Here is a 21,730-nt window from a genome sequence, read left to right on the forward strand (position 1 = left end):
CCCACGTCGATTTCGGCATGGACGCACTCACCTACTGCGCGCTGTCGATCTGGACGATCCACTCGTTGACCGCCGCGACCGCACCGTCGAGCGGCATCGACAGGCCGGCGTCTCGGGCTGCCGTCGCGTAGTCGCGCGCCGCCCAGTGTTCATGAGCAGTGACGTTCGGCGGCCATGAGCGCTCGGGGCGACCCAGTGCACGCGCATCCTCAGCGCGCGCGTCGAACACCGCTATGGCGGCCGGACGAATGTCGCTCAGGCTCGGCTCGCCGTCCTCGTCGATCATGGACCGCAGGAGGACGAGGTCGACGACGTCGCGGGGCCGGTCGTTGACCCACATCGGGGGCTCGTGCGGATCCGAGGCCGCGTGGAGCTTCTGCGCGATCTGGTAGCGCATCGCGCATCGTGACGAGTGCGTCCGGCGTCGGCAGCCCGAACGGCTCGAGGCGCGGAGCCGGGATCGTCTCAGGCATCGCGCCCGCGCCACCCTCGTCTGGCGCGAGCTCGACCTGGACCTTGCGCCACACCTGTCCCTTCAGACTCACGAACACCTGGAAGCGGCGGGGCTGGACGACACGGGTCGGGGTCTGGATCGTCTCGACCTCGGACCGGGTGAGCGTGAGCGGTCCCCACTGCTCTTCGAACGCGGCATCGAGCGCGACGATGAAGTCGTCGATGTCCCCACGGACGAGGCCGTCGAGGTCGCTCGTGGCACGCGCGGTCTTGCCCAGTCGATGCTGGAGGTAGGTACCGCCCTTGAGCAGGAAGCGGGGTGCGCCTTCGGAGTCGACCGCGCGTTGGAGCGCGGCGATCACGACCGTGGACGCGACGAGCCAGCCCATCCGCCCACCAGCGGCGGGCACGTCGAGCGCCTTCTCGGCATGGGTGACCCACTGTGCGAGGATCGACGCGCTGGCCGGCGGCTTGGCCTTGGGCTTGAGGTCGGCGAGCGTCTTGGCGGGCGGCTCGGCCTCGGTCATGCGCGATCCTCCAGGAGCTGGGTCAGACGGGCCACGTCGGCGCGCCGGACTGCGCCGGTCCGCTCCCCGCGCTCGATCGCCTGACGCAGGAGATACGTGGGCGTGCCGTAGGCGATGCACTGCTCGATCGCGGTCGTCGCCGTGACGACGCGCATGAGGTTCCACCAGCCGAGCTGGTCCGGCATCAACCTTTCGACGTGGACCACGAAGGCGTCGTTGTCGGACCGTCGAATCCGACGAGCCGTAGGGATGGTGACGTGGTAGCGGGCGGGGTTCACGTCGCTGATCTCGTGCAGCGCGAGGGCCGTCTCATGGCTCAGTGCCGCCTCCGGGTCACCCGTGCGCAGGAGCGCGACCTGGTACCGCTCGTTCTCGACGCCTGGCAGGTAGGGCACGCGGTAGATGCCGCGAGCCACGGGGAGCAGCCCTCCACGAGCGACGAGATGGTCGAGGGCACCCGGGGTCACGCCCAGGTCGTCGACAGCCTGCCTGCGGGACACCAGGCCGTTCTGCCCCTCCGCAAGATCACGCAGGGCATCGCGAGCGAGAACCTCACCAGGACCAGGCATGTCAAAAAACTACCACTAGTGGGGGTGTTTTGACATGTCTTGCTTGCCAGAGCTCCTACCCACGCGTCGCCCGACCTCTTGCCCAACCGGCTCCTGACCTCGGCGCAGGGAAGCACCCCTGCCCTCGGCCGACCCTGGTCGCCCACCACGGTCGAGGCGCAGAAGAGGCCCTGAACTGCGGCGATACCGCAGTTCAGGGCCTCCGAGCAGGACGGTCGAACCTGTCCGTGCTGTCGCAGGGATCAGAGGTTGAGCATGTGCCCCGCGAGACCGTGCACGGCCTCCTGGACGGACTCCGACAGCGTCGGGTGGGTGTGCACGTTGCGCGCCACCTCGTCGGCCGTGAGGTCCCACTTCTGGGCCAGGGTGAGCTCGGGCAGCAGCTCCGAGACGTCCGGGCCGATCAGGTGGGCGCCGAGCAGCTCGTTGTACTTCGAGTCGGCGACGAGCTTGACGAAGCCGGCGGTCTCGCCCAGGCCGTGTGCCTTGCCGTTGGCCATGGTCGGGAACTTGGCGACCTTGACGTCGTAGCCCTCGTCCTTGGCCTGCGCCTCGGTGAGGCCGAAGGAGGCGACCTGCGGCGAGCAGAACGTCGCACGCGGCATCATCCGGTAGTCGCCGAGCGTCATGGTCTCGGCACCGGCGATGGTCTCGGAGGCGACGACACCCATGGCCTCGGCCACGTGGGCGAGCATGAGCTTCGCGGTGACGTCACCGATGGCGAAGATGTGCGGCACGTTCGTGCGCATGTGCTCGTCGATCTCGATGGCGCCCTGCTTGGTGAGCTGCACACCGGTGTTCTCCAGACCGAAGCCCTCGACGGCCGGGGCGAACCCGACGGCCATGAGCACCTTGTCGACCTCGAGCGAGCCGGGCTTGTCGTCCTTGACGCCCTTGTACTCGACCTTGACCGAGGAGCCGTTGTCCTCGACGGACTGCACGGCGGTGGAGGTGAGGATCTTGATGCCGAGCTTCTTGTACTGCTTCGCGATCTCCTTGGAGACCTCGGCGTCCTCGTTGGGCAGCGCCCGGTCGAGGAACTCGACGATGGTGACGTCCACGCCGTAGTTCTTCATGACGTAGGCGAACTCCATGCCGATGGCGCCGGCGCCGACGATGGCGACCGACTTCGGCAGCTCGCGCGTCATGATCTGCTTCTCGTAGGTGACGACGTTCTCGGAGAGCTCGACGCCGGGAAGCAGCTTGACCTGGGAACCGGTCGCGATGATCACGTTGTCGCCGGTCACGGTCTCGGTGCCGCCGTCGTTGAGCGCCACCTCGATCGTGTTCGCGTCACGGAAGGTGCCGCGGCCGTCGTACTCGGTGATCTTGTTCTTCTTCATGAGGAAGTGGACGCCCTTGACCCGGCCGTCCGCCACCTCGCGGGACCGGTCGTAGGCCTTGCCGAAGTCGAAGCTCACGTCCCCCGACATGCCGAAGTAGTCGGCCTGCTCGTGGAAGATGTGCGACAGCTCGGCGTTGCGCAGGAGAGCCTTGGAGGGGATGCAGCCCACGTTGAGGCAGACACCACCCCAGTACTTCTCCTCGATGATCGCAACGGACTTGCCGAGCTGGGCCGCACGGATCGCGGCGACGTAGCCGCCGGGGCCAGCTCCGAGGAGAACGACGTCGTAGTGAGAAGCCATGGGCCACAGCCTATGGGGTGCGCGCCGGTGCGTGCGTCGTGAGGTCCGTCGCAGGTTTCAGCGCACCGAGTCGACCCCGTCGTTGGCGAGCTGGTCGGCCCGCTCGTTGCCCGGGTCGCCCGCATGGCCCCTGACCCAGACCCAGTGCACGTCGTGCTCGGCGACCTCGGCGTCGAGGGCCTTCCAGAGGTCGGCGTTCTTCACCGGCTTCTTCGCCGCGGTCTGCCACCCGTTGCGCTTCCAGCCGGCGATCCAGGACTTCATGCCGTTCATCACGTACTGGGAGTCGACGTGCAGGGTGACGTCGCTCGGGCCCTTCAGCGCGCGCAGCGCCTCGACGACGGCCGTGAGCTCCATGCGGTTGTTCGTCGTGGCCTTCTCGCCGCCGAAGAGCTCCTTGCGGTGCTCGCCGGAGCGCAGCAGGGCGCCCCATCCCCCGATGCCGGGGTTGCCCTTGCAGGCACCGTCGGTCCAGATCTCCACGGTCGGCTTGTCGCTCACGGGGGTCACCCTACGTCCCGGCACCCCTGCCCCCGCCGCCGACGCCGACGCCGACGAGCGTGCGCACTCGCTCCCTCATCGGGCAGGACGAGGGAGCGAGTGAGCACGCTCGTTGTCGGAGGGGGTGTCTAGCGTCACGGAGATGAGGTTCGGGTTCATCAGCAGCTTCGGCACACCCGCCCAGCACGTGGAGATCGCCCGCGCGTGCGAGGAGCACGGCTGGGACGGCTTCTTCACCTGGGACGGCGTCAGCCTGGGCGAGTTCGGCGAGGGCGCGGTGGCGACGTGGGACCCCTTCGGGATCCTCGCGGCCGCGGCGACGGTCACCGAACGCGTCACGCTGGGGGCGATGGTCTTCGCGCTACCCCGGCACCGGCCGTGGGAGCTGGCGCAGCGGGCGCTCACCGTCGATCACCTCTCGGGCGGCCGCCTCGTGCTGCCGGTGGGCGTCGGCGTCACCGACGACCGCGCCTTCAGCTCCGTGCCGGGGCAGCCGCTCACGCTGAAGGACCGCGCGGCGGCCCTGGACGAGACCCTGGCCTGGCTCGAGCGGTCGTGGTCGGGCGAGCCCTTCACCGCCGACGGCGAGCACGTGCGCACCGGTGTGTTCCAGTTCCCGCAGCGGCCCGTCGCGGGCCGCGTCCCCGTGTGGCCGGTGGGGGTCTGGGACGCCACCCGGCCGCCGACCCGGAACCTGCGCCGCGCGCTGCGCTGGGACGGCGTCGTCCCCCAGCTGCGCGGCACGGCCGAGGTTCCGGGACCCGACGACGTCGCGGGTCTCGTCGCCTGGGTCGAGGCGGAGCGGTCCCGGCAGAACGACGCCGGGCGCCCGTTCGACGTCGTCGTGCAGGGTCGCCTGCCTGACGACGACACCGCGGCCGCCGAGCTCGTCGCGGCGATGCGCGAGGTCGGCGCGACGTGGTGGGTCGAGTCGCGCTGGGACCCGGCCCAGGACACCCCCGAGGCGCTCCTGGCCCGCGTCCGCCAGGGACCACCGGCCACCTGACGGCACCGGTGGACGACGCGCCGCCGATTCAATGGTTCAATGTGTTGACTCATTGGATGAACAGGGAGGTTCCCGTGGCGATCGTCGTCCTGGCGCTGGGGGTGGCCGCGGCCGCCGTGCCCGCGCTGCTCGTGAGCGCCGTGCTGTGGTTCCGGCGCCGGCCCACCGACGTCGGCGAGCCCACCCTCGCGGCCCGGCGCCACGAGGTGCTGGTGTCCACCGCGGCGCTGCTCGCCGCCGCGGTGTGCGCGGGCGTGCTCCTCGCACAGCCGGTGACCTGGCAGCCGGGCACGCCGGCCCCGGGGCTGCTGCAGGCGCTCACCCCCTGTGCCGTCGCGGCCACGTTCGCCGCCGTGCGCGGCGTCGGTGAGCTGACCTGGCCCCGGCCGCGCGGCGAGGTCCGCAGCGCCCCGCTGCGACGCCGCACCGCACGCACGCTCGGCGGAGCACGCCTGCGCCTGATGGTCATGACCGCGGGATGCCTCGCCGCGACGCTGGTCGGGTTCGGCCTCACGGCCGACCCGACGGGCCGCGCGTTCCCGACCGGACCGGTCGCCCTCGCCGACGGCGGGACCCTGAGCGGCGCCACCGGCCCCTACCCCGGATGGCCCTACGGCGGTCCCCTGCTCGTCGCCGTCCTGATCACCCTCGGGGTGACCGGCCTCGCACTCGCCACGATCGTCCGACGGCCGCCGCTGCACGGGGTCCCGGGGCACCACGACGACGCCGTGCGTGCCACGAGCACCGCGCGCCTGCTGGGTGCGGTCCAGCTCTGCCTCGGCGTCACGCTCGGGGGCGTGCTCGCCGTCGGCGGCATGGCACTGCGGAACGCGGGAAGCTCCCTGCTGCTGAACGGGGCGTCGCCGCACGGACTGGTCGCCGTCGGCACCGCCCTGGCCCTGGCCGGTGGCGCGATCCTGCTCGCCTCGGTCGTCGCGGGTCTCGTGACCGTGGCCCCGCGGCAGGCGCCCGACCCCGCGACCCCGGCGGACGCGGCCGTCGCATGAGCGACGTCGTCGTCGACCTCGGCTCTCCCGTCCCGGCCTACGAGCAGATCCGGGCCCAGGTCGCCGCTGCCGTCGCGGTGGGCACGCTCCGGCCCGGGGACCGGCTGCCGGCATCCCGCGCCCTGGCCCACGACCTCGGTATCGCGGTGGGCACCGTGCAGCGGGCCTACCGCGAGCTGGAGGGCGACGGCGTGGTGGTCTCGCGACGGCGCACCGGCACCGTCGTCACGCCGGGGAGGACGACGACGGGCGGCGGGACCGTGGTCCCGCCGCCCGTGATCGTCGAGCGGACCCGCGCGCTCGTCGTCGAGGCGCGGGCCGCCGGCCTCACCGACGAGGCCGTGCTCGACGTGGTCCGGGGCGTCCTGGCCGCACCGCGCGGCCAGGACTCCGACGTCAGCTGACCGGACGCGCCGGCTCGATCTCCACCTTCGGCAGGTGCTTGGCCGGCAGGGTCGTGGGGCGCCAGGACGACCGTGACTGCTCGTACGCGGAGATGTCGTCCTCGTGCTGGAGGGTGAGACCGATGTCGTCCAGACCCTCCATGAGCCGCCAGCGGGTGTAGTCGTCGATCTGGAACGGCACGGTGACGTCGTCGGCGTGCACGGTCCGCTGCTCGAGGTCGACGGTGACCTCGGTACCGGGCTTCGTCTCGAGGATCTTCCAGAGCAGCTCGATGTCGTCCGGGGCCACGACGCCGGCCACGAGGCCCTGCTTGCCCGAGTTGCCGCGGAAGATGTCCGCGAACCGGGAGGCCAGCACGACGCGGAAGCCGTAGTCCTTCAGCGCCCAGACGGCGTGCTCGCGCGAGGAGCCGGTGCCGAAGTCCGGGCCGGCGACCAGCACCGAACCGTTGCGGTAGGCGTCCTGGTTGAGCACGAACGACTCGTCGCCGCGCCAGGCGGCGAACAGGGCGTCCTCGAAGCCGGTGCGCGTGACCCGCTTGAGGTAGACGGCGGGGATGATCTGGTCGGTGTCGACGTTGCTGCGGCGCAGCGGCACCCCGACGCCGGTGTGGGTGAGGATCTTCTCCATGAGGGGTTCTCCTGTCGGAAGGACGCGGGGCGGGCTCAGACGAAGGACGGCGCGGTCAGCGGCGCCAGCGGGGACCCGTCGAACGTGGTCAGGTCGATGTCCTCGCCCAGGTCGAGGTCGGCCACGGAGGACAGCGTGCCGCGCACGGCCGTGGCGGCCGCGACGAGCGGCGAGACCAGGTGCGTGCGGCCGCCCTTGCCCTGGCGGCCCTCGAAGTTCCGGTTCGACGTCGACGCCGCCCGCTCCCCCGGCTGCAGCTGGTCGGGGTTCATACCGAGGCACATCGAGCACCCGGCGTTGCGCCACTCGGCCCCGAAGTCCTTGAAGACGACGTCCAGACCCTCGGCCTCGGCCTGCAGCCGGACGCGGGCGGACGCGGGCACGACGAGCACCCGCACGCCGTCGGCCTTGGTGCGGCCCTGCAGGACCTTCGCCACGGACCGCAGGTCCTCGATGCGGCCGTTGGTGCACGAGCCGATGAACACGGTGTCCACGGCGATGTCGCGCAGCGGCGTGCCGGCCTCGAGCCCCATGTACTCCAGGGAGCGCTCGGCGGCCACGCGCTCGCCCTCGTCGGCGATCTCGGCGGGCACGGGCACGGAGGCGGATAGCGGCAGCCCCTGGCCGGGGTTCGTCCCCCAGGTGACGAACGGCTCGAGGTCGGCGGCCTCGAGCACCACCTCGGTGTCGAACTCGGCGTCGTCGTCGCTGCGCAGCGTCCGCCAGTACTCGACGGCGGCGTCCCAGTCCTCGCCCTCGGGGGCGTGGGGGCGGCCCTTCAGGTACTCGAACGTGGTCTCGTCGGGGGCGATCATGCCCGCCCGGGCGCCGGCCTCGATGGACATGTTGCAGATGGTCATCCGCGCCTCCATCGACAGCCGGCGGATCGCCTCGCCGCGGTACTCGAGCACGTAGCCCTGGCCGCCGCCGGTGCCGATCTTGGCGATGATCGCCAGGATGATGTCCTTCGACGTCGTGCCGGGGGGCAGGTCGCCGTTGACGGTGATCGCCATCGTCTTGAACGGGGCCAGCGGCAGCGTCTGGGTGGCCAGCACGTGCTCGACCTCGGAGGTGCCGATGCCGAAGGCGAGCGCCCCGAAAGCGCCGTGCGTCGACGTGTGTGAGTCGCCGCACACCACGGTCAGCCCCGGCATGGTGAGACCGAGCTGCGGGCCGACCTGGTGGACGATGCCTTGGTCGGCGTCGCCGAGCGAGTGCAGGCGCACGCCGAACTCCGCGGCGTTGTTCCGCAGGGTGTCGATCTGGGTCCGGCTCGTGGGGTCGGCGATCGGCAGGTCGATGTCGAGCGTGGGGGTGTTGTGGTCCTCGGTGGCGATGGTCAGGTCGGGGCGGCGGACGGGCCGTCCCGCGAGACGCAGCCCCTCGAAGGCCTGGGGGCTCGTGACCTCGTGCACCAGGTGCAGGTCGATGTAGAGCAGGTCCGGTGCTCCGTCCGTGCCCTGGCGCACGAGGTGCGCCTCCCAGACCTTCTCTGCCAACGTGCCGGCCATCGCGACCTCCTCGTCCGCCGCCTCGTGAGCGGCTGTCGTCCATTCCATCGTGCGGGCTCTGACGTGACGGCGGGAGCCCTCACCCGCTGAGAACTTGCAATCTCAGTACGCGAGACGTCAGTATCGACCTATGGACGATACTAGCGGAGTCGGCGTACTGGACAAGGCCGCGTCCGTACTCGGAGCACTGGAGGCCGGTCCGGCCACCCTCGCGCAGCTGGTCGCCTCGACCGGACTGGCGCGACCTACCGCGCACCGCCTGGCGGTCGCGCTCGAGCACCATCGGTTCGTCGCACGGGACATGCAGGGACGGTTCGTGCTCGGGCCCCGGCTCAACGAGCTCGCCACCGCGGCGGGCGAGGACCGGCTGCTCGCCGCGGCGAACCCGGTGCTGACCGCGCTGCGCGACCACACCGGCGAGAGCGCGCAGCTCTACCGCCGCCAGGGCGACCACCGCGTGTGCGTCGCGGCCGCCGAACGGCCCGTCGGCCTGCGCGACTCCATCCCGGTCGGCGCCACGCTGACCATGCAGGCCGGCTCGGCCGCCCAGGTCCTGCTGGCCTGGGAGGAGCCGGACCGCCTGCACCGCGGGCTGCGCGAGGCGGTGTTCACCGCGACGATCCTGTCCGGCGTGCGCCGGCGCGGCTGGGCGCAGTCCGTGTCCGAGCGGGAGCTCGGCGTCGCGTCGGTCTCGGCCCCGGTCCGCGGACCGTCGGGGCGGATCGTCGCCGCGGTCTCGGTCTCCGGACCGGTGGAACGCCTCACGCGCCAGCCCGGCCGGCTGCACTCGGCCTCGGTGATGGCCGCGGCGAACCGCCTGACCGAGGTGCTGCAGCGCGCCGGGGACTGACGGCGCGCCGACCCGATTGTCACGAACATCACGTCCCGGTCAGTAGGCTCACCAGCAGCGGGACAACACAGTCTCGTGACCCGAGAGGCGTGAGGACCGGATGTCGGGAAAGGCCAAGACCGTGCTGATGTGGATCGTCGTGATCTTCCTGATCTACGCGATCGTGACGAGCCCTGAGCGCTCCGCCGACATCGTCCAGGCCCTGTGGGACGTCATCGTGGGGGCGTTCGCCAGCTTCGGGGAGTTCGTCTCGAACCTGATGTCATGAGCAGCTTCGCCGACCCCGAGCTCGCGGTCCGGCGCCACCGGCACCTGCGGCGCTACGTGCTGGCCGGCGAGAAGGTCACGGTGGCCACCCGCCTGCACTGGTCCAAGCTCGTCGAGCCGGTCGTGACGACGATCGCCGTGACGATGCTCGTGGCGTGGCTGCACTCCGCGACCGAGGTGGGCTGGGTCTGGATCCTCTGGGCCCCGGTCGTGGCGCGCCTGGTGCTGCGGTGGGCCGAATGGCACTACGAGTGGTTCGTCGCCACCGACAAGCGGCTGCTCCTCAGCTACGGCTTCATCATCCACAAGGTGGCGATGATGCCCATGACCAAGGTCACGGACATGGGGTACACACGGACGCTGATGGGTCAGCTGCTGGGTTACGGCCGCTTCGTCATGGAGTCGGCCGGCCAGGACCAGGTGCTGCGGCAGATCGACCGCGTCCCCGACGCGGACCAGACCTACCGCACCCTCTGCGACACGATCTTCTCGCCGAGACCACCGTCCGCGCAGGGCGACCCGGCACCCCGACCGCCCGCGATCGTCCCGTCCGAGCGGGCCGCCCGGCGGCCGGGCACGGCGGAGATCCCGGTGGTCGCCGCCGGAGAGCCCGCACCGGCGACGGGGTCCCCCACCACGCTCGAGGACCACCCGACGTCGACGGAGGAGCCGGCCACGGTGGGCCCGTCGGACGTGCTGCGTTCGTGGCGACGCGCCCGGCGGCGGCGCTCCGGCCGCGACGACGCGGAGGACTCCACCGGCGGCACCACCGTCCCCGACCCGTTCCTGTGACGCGCCGGGGTCGGCCCCGGCGGTGAGCACCCCACGCACGACGAAGGCCCGGTCCTGTCGGACCGGGCCTTCGCGATGTGTACCCCCAGCGGGATTTGAACCCGCGTTACCGCCGTGAGAGGGCGGCGTCCTAGGCCGCTAGACGATGGGGGCCGGACGTGACCCCGCGAACGGAGTCTGCGCACCGTCCGTGACGGACGATGATGCGTACCCCCAGCGGGATTTGAACCCGCGTTACCGCCGTGAGAGGGCGGCGTCCTAGGCCGCTAGACGATGGGGGCCTATGGTTGGTCGATCCGAGGAGCGACTCGCCGGTGAGAACTCTAGCGCACCGTGAGACCGGATCAGGGCCTCGTGAGGTGTGACGTAGAGCGCTGCGCTGGGGTACCAGGACTCGAACCTAGACTAAGTGGACCAGAACCACTCGTGCTGCCAATTACACCATACCCCATGGTGTCCGGACCAAGCGGGACATATCCGATCTTTGTCGGCGTTCCCTGCGTGGCCCAACGACCGGAAACATTACCGGACGAGAGCCCCGGATCCAAACCGGCCGACGGGTGCCCTTCGTCACGCCCGCCGCGCCCGCTCGACGCCGCCGGACCGACCGGCCCGCGGTCGGCGCGGCGCGCCCGTCAGGCGTCGCCGACGAGGTCCGGGAGCGCCGCCGCCAGCCCCGGCACGACGACGATGCCCCGTGCCCGCATGGCCGCGACGTCGGCGTCGTGCTCGTCCGCGCGCCGGGCGCCCGGCCGGTCCAGCCAGACGCCCAGCAGGCCCGCCTCGTGCGCGGCGGTCGCGTCGACACGCGGCTCGTCCCCCACGTAGGCGGTGCGACCCGGCAGGGTCCCCAGGCGCCGCGCCCCCTCGACGAAGACGTCCGGGTGCGGCTTGCCGTAGCCGAGGGTGTCGACGCCGACGAGGATCGGCAGGTCGAGGCCGACGGCGGCGAGCTTCTGCTCCTGCAGCGCCACGCCGGCGTTGGTGACGACCCCCAGGTCGACGCCCGCCGCCCGGAGCCGGTCGAGGAACCCGGCGGCGTCGTCGAAGGCCCGCCACGACCGTTCGAACGTCCCCCAGAACAGCTCGTCCCAGGCGTCGAACGCCTCCTCGCCCACCGGGGCCCCGCCGAACGTCCGGTGCAGCAGGTCGGCACGCAGGCGGCGCTGCGTGCGGTGGTCGGTCTCGCCCCGCGTGTAGCGGCGGTAGTGGCCGGCCGGGTCGGAGCGCCAGTGGTCCAGCACCGCGCCGTGGTCGACGTCCTCGGGCAGGTGCGCCTCCGCCACGGCCCGCAGCGCCGCGGCGAACGCTCCCCGCGTGTCCACCAGGGTGTCGTCGATGTCGAGCAGGACACCGTCGACGCGGCGTGGCGGGACGCCGAACGTCGTCATCGCACCGGGTCCTGCGGGGCGTTCTCGGCGAGCGCGGCCAGGGCGGCGTCGATCCGGCCGAGGGTCCGCTCGCGACCGAGCACCTCCAGGGACTCGAAGAGCGGCAGACCGATCGTGCGGCCGGTGACGGCCACACGGACCGGCGCCTGCGCCTTGCCGAGCTTCATCCCGTGCCACTCCCCCGCCGTGGCGACGGTGTTCTTCAGCGGCTCGGCCTCCCACGGGTCGAGCGTCGCCAGCGCGGCCCGCACGTCCGTGAGCAGCTCGACGGCGCCGGGCTTCATGGCCTTGTTCCAGGACTTCTCGTCGAACACGGGCTCGTCGAGGAACAGGAAGTCGACGTTGTCGGTGATGTCGCCGAGCAGCGCGACCCGCGACTGGGCCAGCGGCGCGACGGCGGCGAAGGCGGCAGGGTCGAACTGCTCCTCGGCCCACGGGGCGTGCGGGGCCCGCAGCCACGGTCCGACGGCGGCGATGAACTCGTCGACGCTCAGCGCGCGGATGTACTCACCGTTGAACGCGGCGAGCTTCTTGAGGTCGAAGAACGCCGCGGCGCTGTTGACGTCCTCGATGCGGAACCGCTCGATCATCTCCTCGAACGGCAGGATCTCCTCGTCGTTGCCCGGCGCCCAGCCCAGCAGCATGAGGTAGTTCACCATCGCGGCGGGCAGGTAGCCCTCGGCGAGGTAGTCCTCGAGCGCGACCTTGTCGCGGCGCTTGGAGAGCTTCTGGCGCTTCTCGTTGACGATGACCGGCAGGTGCGCCCACACGGGCGGCTCCGCGCCCAGCGCGATCCACAGCAGCTGCTGCTTGGGCGTGTTCGACAGGTGCTCCTCGCCCCGGATGACGTGCGTGATGCCCTCGTCGAGGTCGTCGACCACGTTGGCCAGCAGGAAGACCGGCGACCCGTCGCCGCGCGCGACGACGAAGTCCTCCATCGCGCCGTTCGGGAAGACGGGGTTGCCACGGATGAGGTCCACGACGCGCGTCTCGCCCTCGTCCGGGGTGCGGAAGCGCAGCGCCCGGCCCGGGGCCTCGGTCAGCCCGCGGTCGCGGCAGTGCCCGTCGTAGCCCGACTGCTGGCTGCCGGTCCGCGCGGTGACGTCGTCGCGGGTGCAGTCGCAGTAGTAGGCGCTGCCGGCCGCGAGCAGGGTCTGGAGCGCTTCGCGGTGCTTGTCGAGGTTCGCCGACTGGAAGTACGGCCCCTCGAACGTCGGGTCGTCGGCGTGCATGCCGAGGGCCGCGTGCGCCGCGAGGATGCCGTCGACCCACTCGGGCTTGTTGCGCGAGGTGTCGGTGTCCTCGATCCGCAGCACGAACCGGCCGCCGGTCTGCTTGGCGACGGCCCAGTTGAAGAGCGCGGAGCGCGCACCGCCGACGTGGAACATGCCGGTCGGGGAGGGTGCGAAGCGGACACGGACGGAGGAGGTACCAGCTGCGGGGATCACGGGCACAGCCTAGTTGTCCGACGCCGACGGGTCGCCCGGGGTCCGCTCAGCGCGCGAAGACCAGGTGGTGGTCGAAGGCGAAGCGCTCGTCGCGCACCAGGCGCAGCCCGGCGTCGGTGGCCGCACGCGCCACGTCGTCCGGCCGGTGGACCCGGAAGCGCCAGTCGCTGCCCCGCAGGCGCGGGTAGACGTTGAGCACGCCACCCGCCGCGCGCATCCACCAGGTGTCCCGCGGGAACGCCAGCACGAGGTAGCGCCGTGTCCGGTCCGCGGCCGCGGTGACGAGCGCTCGGGCGTCGGGGTAGCAGCACACCACGCTGTGCAGGGCGACGACGTCGGCCGGGCCGGCCAGGTCCGGGTGCGTCACCAGGTCGCCCGTGCGGCGGCTCGCCCGGCCCGTCAGGCCCGCGTCGGCCAGCAGGCGGGCGGCCACGGCGTCGTAGCCGGTGGAGATGTCCACGCAGACGGCCCGGTCCACGCCGGCTCCGAGCATCTCGGCGGAGAAGTCACCGATGCCGCCGCCCACCTCGAGCAGCGTCGAGCCGCCGATCACGCCGTCGCGGTAGAGCTCCAGCGTGCGCCGCGGCAGCGTGGTCAGCCCGGACCGGGCGTACCGCGCGGCGGCGCGACGTGCCTCGCGGTCGTCGAAGACCTTCTCGTAGCCCTGCGGCTCGCAGCACGCCGCCATCGCACGCCCTCTTTCCGCTCAGTCCTCGCGACGCACCACGGGGTTGGCCAGCACGCCGATCTCGTCGACCTCGCACTCGACGCGGTCACCGGCCTCGATCCGCCCCACCCCGGCCGGGGTCCCGGTGAGCAGCACGTCACCGGGCAGCAGGGTCATGGCCTTGGAGGCGTAGGAGATGAGGTAGTCGACGTCGAAGATCATCTCCGCGGTGCGACCGTCCTGCTTGGTCTCGCCGTTGACGCGCGAGACCACGCCGACGTCCTCGGGGTCGAGGTCGGTCTCGATCCACGGCCCGAGGGGGCAGGCCGTGTCGAAACCCTTGGCCCGCGCCCACTGGTCGTCGGTGCGCTGGGCGTCCCGGGCGGTGACGTCGTTGGCGACGGTGTAGCCGAGCACGTAGGCGCGCGCGTTCTCCGGCTCGACGTCCTTGCACGGCTTGGCGATGACGACGGCGAGCTCGGCCTCGTAGGAGACCTCCGTCGTCCACTCCGGCAGCACGACGGGGTCGTCCGGGCCCACGACGGACGTGTTGGGCTTGAGGAAGAGCAGCGGCGCCGTCGGCGGCTCCCCGCCCATCTCCCGGACGTGGTCCATGTAGTTGCGGCCGACGCCCACGATCTTCGAGCGCGGGATCACGGGCGAGAGCAGCCGCACCCCGTCGCCGAGCTCGATCCGCTCGCCCGTCGGCATCGCCGGCATGGACAGCGGGTCGCCGCTGAGGACGGCGAGGTAGGTCCTGTCGCCCTCGGTCTGGACGAAGCCGAAGCGGGGGTCGTCACCGGTGGTGAATCTCGCGATACGCACGGGTCCAGGCTAACCGGCCGTACGCCCCCGTGGGCGGAGGCGCAGGCGCCCCGAAGCCGATAACCTGCATCGACACACTCAGCGACCGAAGGGGCATCATGAGCACGCCGCACGACGACTCGAACGCACCGCACCGCGACGAACCGCCCCGCCCCGACCGCCACGACACCGAGCACCACGACGCCGACCGCCGCGACGCCGGGCGCTACGACGCCGGGCACCAGCAGCCGTACGCGGCCCAGGGCGCACCGGCCGCCCCCTACGCCGGCGGCACGCCCACGCAGGGGCCGGCCCCGAGCCGTGGGCTGGCGATCGCCGCGCTGGTCCTCGGCATCCTCGCGGTGCTCGGCTCGTGGATCCCGGTGCTCAACATCGGTGCCATCGTCCTCGCCATCATCGGCATCGTCCTGGGCATCATGGCGCTCGTGCAGGCGAAGCGGGGGACGGCGGCCGGCCGAGGCATGGCGCTGTTCGGCACGGTGCTGTCGGTCGTCGCGATCATCCTGGCGATCGTCGTCAACGTGTTCCTCGTGTCGACCCTCGAGGAGCAGGCCCCGGCGATCCAGCAGGAGCTGGAGCGCCAGCTCGAGGAGCAGGGCTACTCCGACGAGGAGATCGAGGAGCTGCTGGGCAACGGCTGACGCCGGTCCGCACGCCCGCACGGCAACGCCCGGTCCGCCTCCTGGCGGACCGGGCGTTCCCGCGTCCGACGGCGTGGCCGGGCCACGGCTGGTCAGGCCCGGGCGAGCACCTCGCCGTGCAGGACGGCGAACCAGCCGTCCGGCGCCTGGGCCCAGGCCCGCCAGTCGTGGGCGAGCTGCTCGAGGGCGACGTCGTCGGCAAGGTGGGACTCCTGGGCCTGCCGCGCGAAGTTCGACTCCACGCACCGCTCGGCCCAGACCTGGCCCCACCACTCCCGGTCCGTCGGGGTGGCGTAGCACCACGAGGACGCGCTGGGCACGGTGCCCGCGACGTCGAACCCTGCCTGCAGCACCCAGGAGAACAGCCGACGCCCGGCGTCGGGCTCGAACCCGTAGGCGCGCGTGACCTCGTGGTACAGCGTGTTCCACTCGGTGAGCCCGGCCGACTCCGGGTACCAGGCCATGGCGAGGTAGTCGGCGTCACGGGCGGCGACGAGACCGCCGGGCTTGGTGACCCGCTTCATCTCGCGCAGCGCGGCGACGGGGTCGGACAGGTGCTGCAGGAGCTGGTGGGCGTAGACGACGTCGAAGGTGTCGTCGTCGAAGGGGAGCTCGTAGGCGTTGGCCTGCTCGAACCGGACGTTCTGCGCCCCGAGGGCGTCGGCGTGCGCCTGGGCCGCCTCGAGCACCGTCGCCGAGGCGTCGACGCCGACGACGCGCCCGCCGGCGAGGACCCTCCCGAGATCGGTCGTCACCGTGCCCGGACCGCACCCGACGTCGAGCAGGTGCATGTCGTCCTTGAGGTGCGGCAGCAGGAACCCGGCGGAGTTCTGCGCCGTCCGGGCGCGGTGAGCGCGCAGCACCGACTCGTGGTGCCCGTGCGTGTAGGACTCCGACTCCTGGCTCGGCACCGTCTGGTGGGTGCTCGGGGCCTCGATCGCGTCGGAGAGGGCCGCGCCCGACGGCTCGTCGGAGGCGTTCCCGTTCGGGCCGTCGGCCGGGCTGCCCAGGCTCGGGGGCTCCGGGAAGTCGGGCTCGGAACCCGTCGGCAGATCACTCATGGCGCCAACCTAGTGAAGACGTCCTGTCAGCACATCCCGTTTCTCACGAGACGGGACGGCTGGCAAGATCGCTGCCATGCCCACGGTCCGCGAGCGCCTCCTCGGCGGTCCCGCACGCGTCGTGGGGCTCGACGTCGCCCGCGGACTGGCCGTGCTGGGCATGTTCACCGCCCACGTCGGCGTGGCCGAGGACTCGACGGCCTGGCTCACCATCGCCGACGGCCGGTCCTCGGTGCTGTTCGCCCTGGTCGCCGGCGTCTCGCTCGCCCTGGTCACGGGTGGCCCGCGGGTCCTGGCCGGTGACGTGCTGGTCCACGCGCGGGCCCGGCTGCTCGTCCGGGCCGTCCTCCTGCTCGCCCTCGTGGCGCTCCTCGACCTGCTCGGCACGCGCGTGCTGCTCATCCTGGGCTTCTACGCGGCGTACTTCGTGCTGGCGCTGCCGTTCCTCACGTGGGGGCCGCGGCGGCTGGCCGTGGCGGCGGTCGTGGTGGCCGTGGCCGGGCCGCCGGTGGCGTACTGGGGCCCGGTCGCCCTGAGCCGCGCAGGCCTGCACCTGCCGGACGACGGGTCCGGGGCCGTCACGGACTTCCTGCTGACCGGCCACTACCCGGCGGTGGTCTGGATGGCCTACGTCTTCGCCGGCATGGCGATCGGGCGGTGCGACCTCTCCTCGACCGCGCTGCGCCGCGGGCTCGTGATCGGCGGCCTGAGCGCCATGGTGGTGGGCACGCTGGCGTCCTCGGCGGTCGTGGACCGGTTCGGGGGCCAGTTCGTGGTGCGCGACCAGGTGGAGGCCGCCTCCACGCCGGGCTGGTCCTGGACCGACCCGTGGCCGACGCCGGTGTACCTGGCGCTGGCCGGCCCGCACGACGACAGCTGGCTGGAGGTGGTGGCCACCGGTGGGTTCGCGGTGGCCGTGGTGGGGCTGTGCCTGTCCGTGGGGCGGATCAGCGGCTGGGTGCTGTCCCCGCTGGCCGCGGTGGGCTCGATGGCGCTGACCGTGTACTCGCTGCAGATCGTGGCGATCTGGCGGTGGGACCTCATCGGGTCCGCGACGAACGGGCCGCTGCTGGTGATGATCCTGGCCTCGCTGGTGACGGCCACGCTGTGGCGGCTGTGGCTGGGCCGCGGCCCGCTGGAGCGGCTGTTCACCGCGGTGGCACGACGCACCGCTCCCCCGCCACCCACGACGCGGGTCAGCACCACCGACCCGCGGTGACCGTTCGGCCCGCGCCCGGGGGCCGAAAGCCTCTACGCGGCGGGTGGCCACCGGCATAGCCTCGGGGCAGGACGGAGGGGGTGAGCGTCATGGCGGACCGTGAGACCACGGACCCGGCACGGCGCCGGGCGAAGGCGGCGACGGGTCTGATGTGGCACGTCGGGGTCTTCGTGATCGTCAACGGCTTCCTGTGGGCCATCGACCTGGCCACGGACCCGGGGGTGGACTGGGCCTTCTGGACCACGCTGCCCTGGGCGGTCGGTCTGGCCTTCCACGCGCTCGCGTACCTCATCGACGGCCGGCAGGTCGAGGACCGCCTGACCCGGAAGTACGAGGAGCGTCGGGGCGACTGACCCTCGTCAGACGGTGACCTCGCCGCGCACGGTGGTGACCGTGGAGCCACCGACCCGGACGACGTCGCCGTCGCGGCGCACGTGCACGCGCCCCCGCCGACCGAGCACCGTTCCCTGGGAGGCGACGTAGGCCGTCGGCAGGACGGTGCCCGCGAGCCACTCCCCCAGCCCGGCGTTGAGCGAGCCGGTCACGGGGTCCTCGGCCGCACCGATCTCCGCGATGAACGCGCGCACCTCGACGTCCGCGTCGGGCTCCCCCGGACCGTACGGCCCGACGACGCCGACGGCGAGTCCGCCGAGCGCGGCGGGATCGGGGTCGACGGCGAGCACCGCGGCGGCGTCGGCGAGCCGGACGCCCACCCAGCCCGGTCCGTTGTCGACCCACGCGGCGTCGACGACGTCGGTGTCCCGGATGCGCAGCGCCCGGACGATCCGCTCGCGGTCGGCCGGCGAGACCGGTCCCGACCGGCGCAGCGGCGGCCCCACGAACGCCAACCCGTCCGCGGTCCGCGAGACCTCGACCAGCCCGACGCCGCACTCCTGGACGACGACGTCCTCGCGACCCGGCGTCCCGCCCGCCTCGAGCCATGCGTGGGCGGTCCCGAGCGTGGGGTGCCCGGCGAAGGGGAGCTCGCCGCCCGGGGTCCAGATACGCACCCGGTAGTCGGCATCGGGGTGCGTGGCGGGCAGCAGGAAGGTGGTCTCGGACAGGTTGGTCCAGCGCGCGAAGGCGGCCATGCGCTGCTCGTCCCAGGTCCCGGCGTCGTGCACCACGGCCACGGGGTTGCCGGCCAGGGGTCCGTCGCCGAAGACGTCGACCTGACGGAACGGGAAGCTCGTCATGGCCGCAAGGTACCGCCGGACGACCCCCGGCGCCGCGCGGATCAGTCCACGTAGCGCAGCAGGGTCGCGATCACGGCCGCGATCCCGACCAGCAGACCGACCGTTGTGCCGTGACGTTCCACCCACGTGTCCAGCGGGACGTGCGGCGTGGGTTCGACCTCGTCCTGGTGCGGGTCGAAGTCCGACTGCGTGCCGACGGTGGCCATCGTCACCACCTCCCGTCTGCTTCCACGATACGACGGCCGCCGTACCCTGGCCGGGTGACACCGCCCTCTCTCCTCGCCGGTCCCGAGGCTCTCCGCGAGCCCGTCGGGGACGTCGTCGTGGACGGCTGGCGCGAGCCCGCGGCGGCGCACGCGCGGCGTGCGGACGCGCTCACCGCCGTCTGGCGCGCCGCCCGCGACCGGGGCGAGAAGCACGCCGTCGAGGACTTCCTGTTCACCTACTACCCCACCCGGGTGAGCCACCTGCGGCGCTGGCACCCGGGTGCCGGCAGGGTGCTGCCCGGGGCCGACGACCACGCCTCCTGGCGCTGGTACCGCACGGTGGACCTGCCCGACGGCGGCACGGGCGCCACGCTGGACACGGCGGCGTTCCTCGCCGGGCGCGGCGACACCGTGCGCTACGTGCGGTCGCTGGTGGGTGCCACGGCCGGTCGGACCGGGACCTTCGGCTGCTTCGGGCTGCACGAGTGGGCGATGGTCTACCGCGACGCCGCGGCCGGACGCGACCATCGCCACCCGCTGCCGCTGCGGCTGGGGGCGTCCGGCACGGACGAGGTGGTGGAGTCCCACCGCGTCGGGTGCTCGCACTACGACGCCTTCCGGTTCTTCACCCCGGAGGCCCGGGACGCCAACGAGCTCCGCCCGACCCGCGAGCGCCAGGTCGCGATGGAGCAGCCGGGCTGCCTGCACGCGAACATGGATCTGTACAAGTGGTGCCAGAAGCTCGGCCCCGCGGTCCCGGGCGAGCTGCTGCTGGACTCCTTCGAGCTGGCCCGCGACATCCGGTACACCGACATGGCGGCCTCCCCCTACGACGTCTCGTCCTACGGCGTCGAACCGGTCGCGATCGAGACGGCGGCCGGCAAGGCCGAGTACGTGCGGCGCCAGCGGGCCTTCGCCGAACGGGCGCAGGCGCTGCGGGCACGGCTGCTGGACGTCTGCGACGCGCTGCTCGCCGCCGAGGGCTGAACCGCCCCGCGACGGCGTCGCACCGGCGCTCTCGTATCACCCGAGCCCCGCGACGCCTCCTTCCAGGAGAGGGCCCGTGGCGCGGACCCCGGTCGAGCTCGAGGAGATGACCCGCCGTGGGACTCGGCAGCACGTTCGGGAAGATCGCCACGAAGGCGAAGAGCGCAGCGAAGAAGGTCGGGCGCAGCGCCCAGGGTGCGGCCACCACGCTCGGACGCAGCGCCCGGCGCGCGGGGAAGAAGACCGCGCGCGTCGCGCGACGTGCCGGTCGGAGCGTCCGCAAGGGCGCCGGCTCGGTCGGCTCAAGCGGTCTCCACGTCGTCCAGGAGACGGTGAACCGCGCCGTCGGTCTGCCGGGAGCAGCGCTCGGTGCCTTTGGCGTCCGGCCGATGAAAAAGCTGCGGCTCCAGGTGATCGTCCTCGCGGGCGCTGACGGCGCCCCGGTGACGGGGACGTCGGCCGCGCGCGCCCGCGCACGGGTCCGTGAGGCGGTCGAGGTCGCCGACGAGCTCTTCCGCCGCGAGGCGCGGTTCCGCCTGGTCCCTGCCGGTCGGCGGTTCGTCACCGTCGACGCCGAGTCGGCGCCCGCGCCGGCCCGGCGGGTGCGCTGCAACGGCGGCGCGCTGCAGGACGACCTCACGGACGCGGGCGGGTACTTCCGGGCTCGGGCCGCGAGCAACCTCGTCGGCACGCTCACAGGCGCCGGCTCCCCGCTGACGGCGTTCGTCGTCGAGGACGTCGAGGGCAAGGCCGGGTGCTCCCTCGGCCCGCTGACGGACTACGTCACCGTGGACGACGGCGGGCTGGGCGCGCGGCGCACGCTCGCGCACGAGATCGGCCACGCCCTGGGACTCCCGCACACCGGCGGGGCGGGCAGCGCTCTCTCGGGCAGCAGCACGTCGAACCTCATGACGCCGTCCGGCCACGGGGCGACCCTCAACGACCGTCAGGTGCTGACGTTGCGCAGCTCGCGCCACGTCACCCTGCTGTGAGCGCGCCCCGAGGATCACCAGCTCGGCGTGCACGGTGCGCGACCGCGGCGGTCCCGGCCGCCGGGTCGACGACCTGTCAGGATCACGCCATGTCTCGCGACCTCGCCGCCCCGCCGCGCGGACCCGTCGTCGTCCCGGACGCCGTGGCCGCGCTGGCCGGTGCCGACGACGTCGCCCCGGTGTGGCGCAACACCCTCGGTGGCCTGACCTTCCGGCTCTTCGGCGGCCAGGGCGAGCGGTACGTCAAGTGGGTGCCCACGGGGACGCCGGAGATCGACCTGGACGCCGAGGCGGAACGCCTCGTCTGGGCCGGCCGGCACACCCGGGTGCCGCGTGTGCTGGGCCGCGGCCAGGACGCCACCGGGAGCTGGCTGGCGACGGCGGCGCTGCCGGGCCGGTCCGCCGTCGACCCGACCTGGCTGGCCCGTCCCGAGACCGCGGTCCGCGCGATCGGCACCGGGCTGCGGGCGCTGCACGACACTCTGCCCGTCGCGGACTGCCCGTTCTCGTCGAGCGCGACCGACCGGGTCGCGCGGCTCGAGCCCGCCGTCGGTGCCGACGTCGGACCCGTGCCGCCCGTCGACCGTCTCGTGGTCTGCCACGGCGACGCCTGCGCCCCCAACACCCTGGTGGCCGACGACGGCACCTGGGCCGGGCACGTCGACCTGGGCACCCTCGGGGTCGCCGACCGGTGGGCGGACCTCGCCACGGCAAGCCTGAGCCTGGGCTGGAACTACGGCGACGGGTACGAGCCGCTCTTCTTCGCGGCCTACGACATCGAGCCCGACGCGGAGCGGATCGCCTTCTACCGCCGCCTGTGGGACCTGGGCTGAGCGGGCTTGCGGAGAACCGGCACCCTGGAGTGCTCCCCGCCGCCCGCACGCCCCGGCGCCAACGAGCGTGCTCGTTCGGTACCCCAACCAAGCACTTGAC

At 72.6% G+C, this 21,730-nt stretch carries 26 protein-coding genes and 3 tRNA genes; 12 read left to right on the top strand and 17 right to left on the bottom strand.

Going from position 1 to position 21,730, the window contains the following annotated elements:
• Nucleotides 1-31 precede the first annotated feature (31 nt).
• The 5 genes from Q6350_RS11780 to rnhA form a co-directional block, all read right to left on the bottom strand.
• Nucleotides 32-286: a hypothetical protein gene (locus Q6350_RS11780; RefSeq protein ID WP_305066246.1), complete on the bottom strand. Its 255-nt coding sequence runs from the start codon at nt 284-286 to the stop codon at nt 32-34.
• Complete coding sequence (locus tag Q6350_RS11785) at nt 210-980, bottom strand: nucleotidyl transferase AbiEii/AbiGii toxin family protein (RefSeq protein ID WP_304604399.1); 771 nt, start codon at nt 978-980, stop codon at nt 210-212. The genes Q6350_RS11780 and Q6350_RS11785 overlap by 77 nt, the downstream gene beginning before the upstream one ends.
• On the bottom strand, nt 977-1,549 hold the full coding sequence (locus Q6350_RS11790) for a type IV toxin-antitoxin system AbiEi family antitoxin domain-containing protein (protein WP_304604400.1): 573 nt from the start codon (nt 1,547-1,549) through the stop codon (nt 977-979). Before Q6350_RS11790 ends, Q6350_RS11785 begins: the two co-directional genes overlap by 4 nt.
• Before the next feature lie 242 nt (nt 1,550-1,791).
• Nucleotides 1,792-3,195, bottom strand: coding sequence for a dihydrolipoyl dehydrogenase (gene lpdA, locus Q6350_RS11795; RefSeq protein WP_171247241.1), 1,404 nt, complete (start codon nt 3,193-3,195; stop codon nt 1,792-1,794).
• Between the two features lie 57 nt (nt 3,196-3,252).
• Entirely contained in the window at nt 3,253-3,696 is a 444-nt protein-coding gene (rnhA, locus tag Q6350_RS11800; protein WP_304606911.1) for a ribonuclease HI, read from the bottom strand.
• Between the two features lie 142 nt (nt 3,697-3,838).
• On the opposite strand from rnhA, the gene Q6350_RS11805 reads away from it, so the two are divergent.
• From Q6350_RS11805 to Q6350_RS11815, 3 genes are read left to right on the top strand one after another with little or no spacing between them, the layout of a single operon-like run.
• Complete coding sequence (locus Q6350_RS11805; RefSeq protein ID WP_305066248.1) at nt 3,839-4,702, top strand: LLM class flavin-dependent oxidoreductase; 864 nt, start codon at nt 3,839-3,841, stop codon at nt 4,700-4,702.
• Between the two features lie 56 nt (nt 4,703-4,758).
• Nucleotides 4,759-5,709, top strand: a complete 951-nt coding sequence (locus Q6350_RS11810) for a hypothetical protein (protein WP_305066249.1) — start codon at nt 4,759-4,761, stop codon at nt 5,707-5,709.
• Nucleotides 5,706-6,113, top strand: a complete 408-nt coding sequence (locus Q6350_RS11815; RefSeq protein ID WP_304604404.1) for a GntR family transcriptional regulator — start codon at nt 5,706-5,708, stop codon at nt 6,111-6,113. The genes Q6350_RS11810 and Q6350_RS11815 overlap by 4 nt, the downstream gene beginning before the upstream one ends.
• On the opposite strand, the gene leuD is transcribed toward Q6350_RS11815, so the two are convergent.
• Nucleotides 6,106-6,744, bottom strand: coding sequence for a 3-isopropylmalate dehydratase small subunit (leuD, locus tag Q6350_RS11820; RefSeq protein WP_171247246.1), 639 nt, complete (start codon nt 6,742-6,744; stop codon nt 6,106-6,108). The genes Q6350_RS11815 and leuD overlap by 8 nt on opposite strands.
• A 35-nt stretch (nt 6,745-6,779) precedes the next feature.
• A complete protein-coding gene (gene leuC, locus Q6350_RS11825; protein ID WP_171247247.1) occupies nt 6,780-8,255 on the bottom strand; it encodes a 3-isopropylmalate dehydratase large subunit in 1,476 nt (491 codons plus the stop codon).
• Nucleotides 8,256-8,385: 130 nt separating this feature from the next.
• Here leuC and Q6350_RS11830 point away from each other — a divergent pair, with 130 nt between their 5' ends.
• The 3 genes from Q6350_RS11830 (at nt 8,386) to Q6350_RS11840 (ending at nt 10,164) form a co-directional block, all read left to right on the top strand.
• On the top strand, nt 8,386-9,105 hold the full coding sequence (locus Q6350_RS11830; RefSeq protein WP_171247248.1) for an IclR family transcriptional regulator: 720 nt from the start codon (nt 8,386-8,388) through the stop codon (nt 9,103-9,105).
• 100 nt (nt 9,106-9,205) lie between these two features.
• A complete protein-coding gene (locus tag Q6350_RS11835; RefSeq protein ID WP_171247249.1) occupies nt 9,206-9,373 on the top strand; it encodes a hypothetical protein in 168 nt (55 codons plus the stop codon).
• On the top strand, nt 9,370-10,164 hold the full coding sequence (locus tag Q6350_RS11840) for a PH domain-containing protein (RefSeq protein WP_304604405.1): 795 nt from the start codon (nt 9,370-9,372) through the stop codon (nt 10,162-10,164). Before Q6350_RS11835 ends, Q6350_RS11840 begins: the two co-directional genes overlap by 4 nt.
• Before the next feature lie 80 nt (nt 10,165-10,244).
• On the opposite strand, the gene Q6350_RS11845 is transcribed toward Q6350_RS11840, so the two are convergent.
• From Q6350_RS11845 to Q6350_RS11875, 7 genes are all read right to left on the bottom strand, one after another.
• Nucleotides 10,245-10,317, bottom strand: a tRNA-Glu gene (locus tag Q6350_RS11845).
• A gap of 55 nt (nt 10,318-10,372) precedes the next feature.
• A tRNA-Glu gene (locus Q6350_RS11850) sits at nt 10,373-10,445 on the bottom strand.
• A gap of 98 nt (nt 10,446-10,543) precedes the next feature.
• Nucleotides 10,544-10,615, bottom strand: a tRNA-Gln gene (locus Q6350_RS11855).
• Nucleotides 10,616-10,799: 184 nt separating this feature from the next.
• Nucleotides 10,800-11,555 (bottom strand): HAD family hydrolase, encoded by a 756-nt coding sequence (locus tag Q6350_RS11860; RefSeq protein WP_305066251.1) that lies wholly within the window; start codon nt 11,553-11,555, stop codon nt 10,800-10,802.
• The gene (gltX, locus tag Q6350_RS11865; RefSeq protein WP_304604407.1) at nt 11,552-13,003 is read right to left on the bottom strand and encodes a glutamate--tRNA ligase; all 1,452 of its coding nucleotides are present in this window, start codon (nt 13,001-13,003) and stop codon (nt 11,552-11,554) included. The genes Q6350_RS11860 and gltX overlap by 4 nt, the downstream gene beginning before the upstream one ends.
• A gap of 46 nt (nt 13,004-13,049) precedes the next feature.
• Nucleotides 13,050-13,691: a bifunctional 2-polyprenyl-6-hydroxyphenol methylase/3-demethylubiquinol 3-O-methyltransferase UbiG gene (locus Q6350_RS11870; protein ID WP_304604408.1), complete on the bottom strand. Its 642-nt coding sequence runs from the start codon at nt 13,689-13,691 to the stop codon at nt 13,050-13,052.
• A gap of 18 nt (nt 13,692-13,709) precedes the next feature.
• Nucleotides 13,710-14,495, bottom strand: a complete 786-nt coding sequence (locus Q6350_RS11875; RefSeq protein ID WP_304604409.1) for a fumarylacetoacetate hydrolase family protein — start codon at nt 14,493-14,495, stop codon at nt 13,710-13,712.
• 98 nt (nt 14,496-14,593) lie between these two features.
• Between Q6350_RS11875 and Q6350_RS11880 the strand changes: the two genes are divergently transcribed.
• On the top strand, nt 14,594-15,136 hold the full coding sequence (locus tag Q6350_RS11880; protein ID WP_304606906.1) for a DUF4190 domain-containing protein: 543 nt from the start codon (nt 14,594-14,596) through the stop codon (nt 15,134-15,136).
• A 92-nt stretch (nt 15,137-15,228) separates the two neighbouring features.
• Here the strand turns inward: Q6350_RS11880 and Q6350_RS11885 are convergent, their stop codons facing one another.
• A complete protein-coding gene (locus Q6350_RS11885) occupies nt 15,229-16,047 on the bottom strand; it encodes a class I SAM-dependent methyltransferase (RefSeq protein ID WP_304604475.1) in 819 nt (272 codons plus the stop codon).
• A 226-nt stretch (nt 16,048-16,273) separates the two neighbouring features.
• On the opposite strand from Q6350_RS11885, the gene Q6350_RS11890 reads away from it, so the two are divergent.
• Complete coding sequence (locus Q6350_RS11890; RefSeq protein ID WP_304604411.1) at nt 16,274-17,416, top strand: heparan-alpha-glucosaminide N-acetyltransferase domain-containing protein; 1,143 nt, start codon at nt 16,274-16,276, stop codon at nt 17,414-17,416.
• An 89-nt stretch (nt 17,417-17,505) separates the two neighbouring features.
• A complete protein-coding gene (locus tag Q6350_RS11895) occupies nt 17,506-17,769 on the top strand; it encodes a 2TM domain-containing protein (RefSeq protein WP_305066274.1) in 264 nt (87 codons plus the stop codon).
• A 6-nt stretch (nt 17,770-17,775) separates the two neighbouring features.
• On the opposite strand, the gene Q6350_RS11900 is transcribed toward Q6350_RS11895, so the two are convergent.
• Together Q6350_RS11900 and Q6350_RS11905 are read right to left on the bottom strand one after the other, a co-directional pair.
• Entirely contained in the window at nt 17,776-18,612 is an 837-nt protein-coding gene (locus Q6350_RS11900; RefSeq protein WP_304604412.1) for a PhzF family phenazine biosynthesis protein, read from the bottom strand.
• Nucleotides 18,613-18,653: 41 nt separating this feature from the next.
• The gene (locus Q6350_RS11905; RefSeq protein WP_171247259.1) at nt 18,654-18,818 is read right to left on the bottom strand and encodes a hypothetical protein; all 165 of its coding nucleotides are present in this window, start codon (nt 18,816-18,818) and stop codon (nt 18,654-18,656) included.
• A 117-nt stretch (nt 18,819-18,935) separates the two neighbouring features.
• Between Q6350_RS11905 and Q6350_RS11910 the strand changes: the two genes are divergently transcribed.
• From Q6350_RS11910 to Q6350_RS11920, 3 genes are all read left to right on the top strand, one after another.
• Entirely contained in the window at nt 18,936-19,805 is an 870-nt protein-coding gene (locus Q6350_RS11910) for a 3-methyladenine DNA glycosylase (protein ID WP_305066276.1), read from the top strand.
• Nucleotides 19,806-19,921: 116 nt separating this feature from the next.
• Nucleotides 19,922-20,797: a M12 family metallo-peptidase gene (locus tag Q6350_RS11915; protein ID WP_305066254.1), complete on the top strand. Its 876-nt coding sequence runs from the start codon at nt 19,922-19,924 to the stop codon at nt 20,795-20,797.
• An 89-nt stretch (nt 20,798-20,886) separates the two neighbouring features.
• A complete protein-coding gene (locus tag Q6350_RS11920; protein ID WP_305066256.1) occupies nt 20,887-21,630 on the top strand; it encodes an aminoglycoside 3'-phosphotransferase in 744 nt (247 codons plus the stop codon).
• The last annotated feature ends 100 nt before the right edge of the window (nt 21,631-21,730 follow it).

The organism is Isoptericola sp. b515, assembly GCF_030588125.1.
Classification (GTDB): Bacteria; Actinomycetota; Actinomycetes; order Actinomycetales; family Cellulomonadaceae; genus Isoptericola; species Isoptericola sediminis.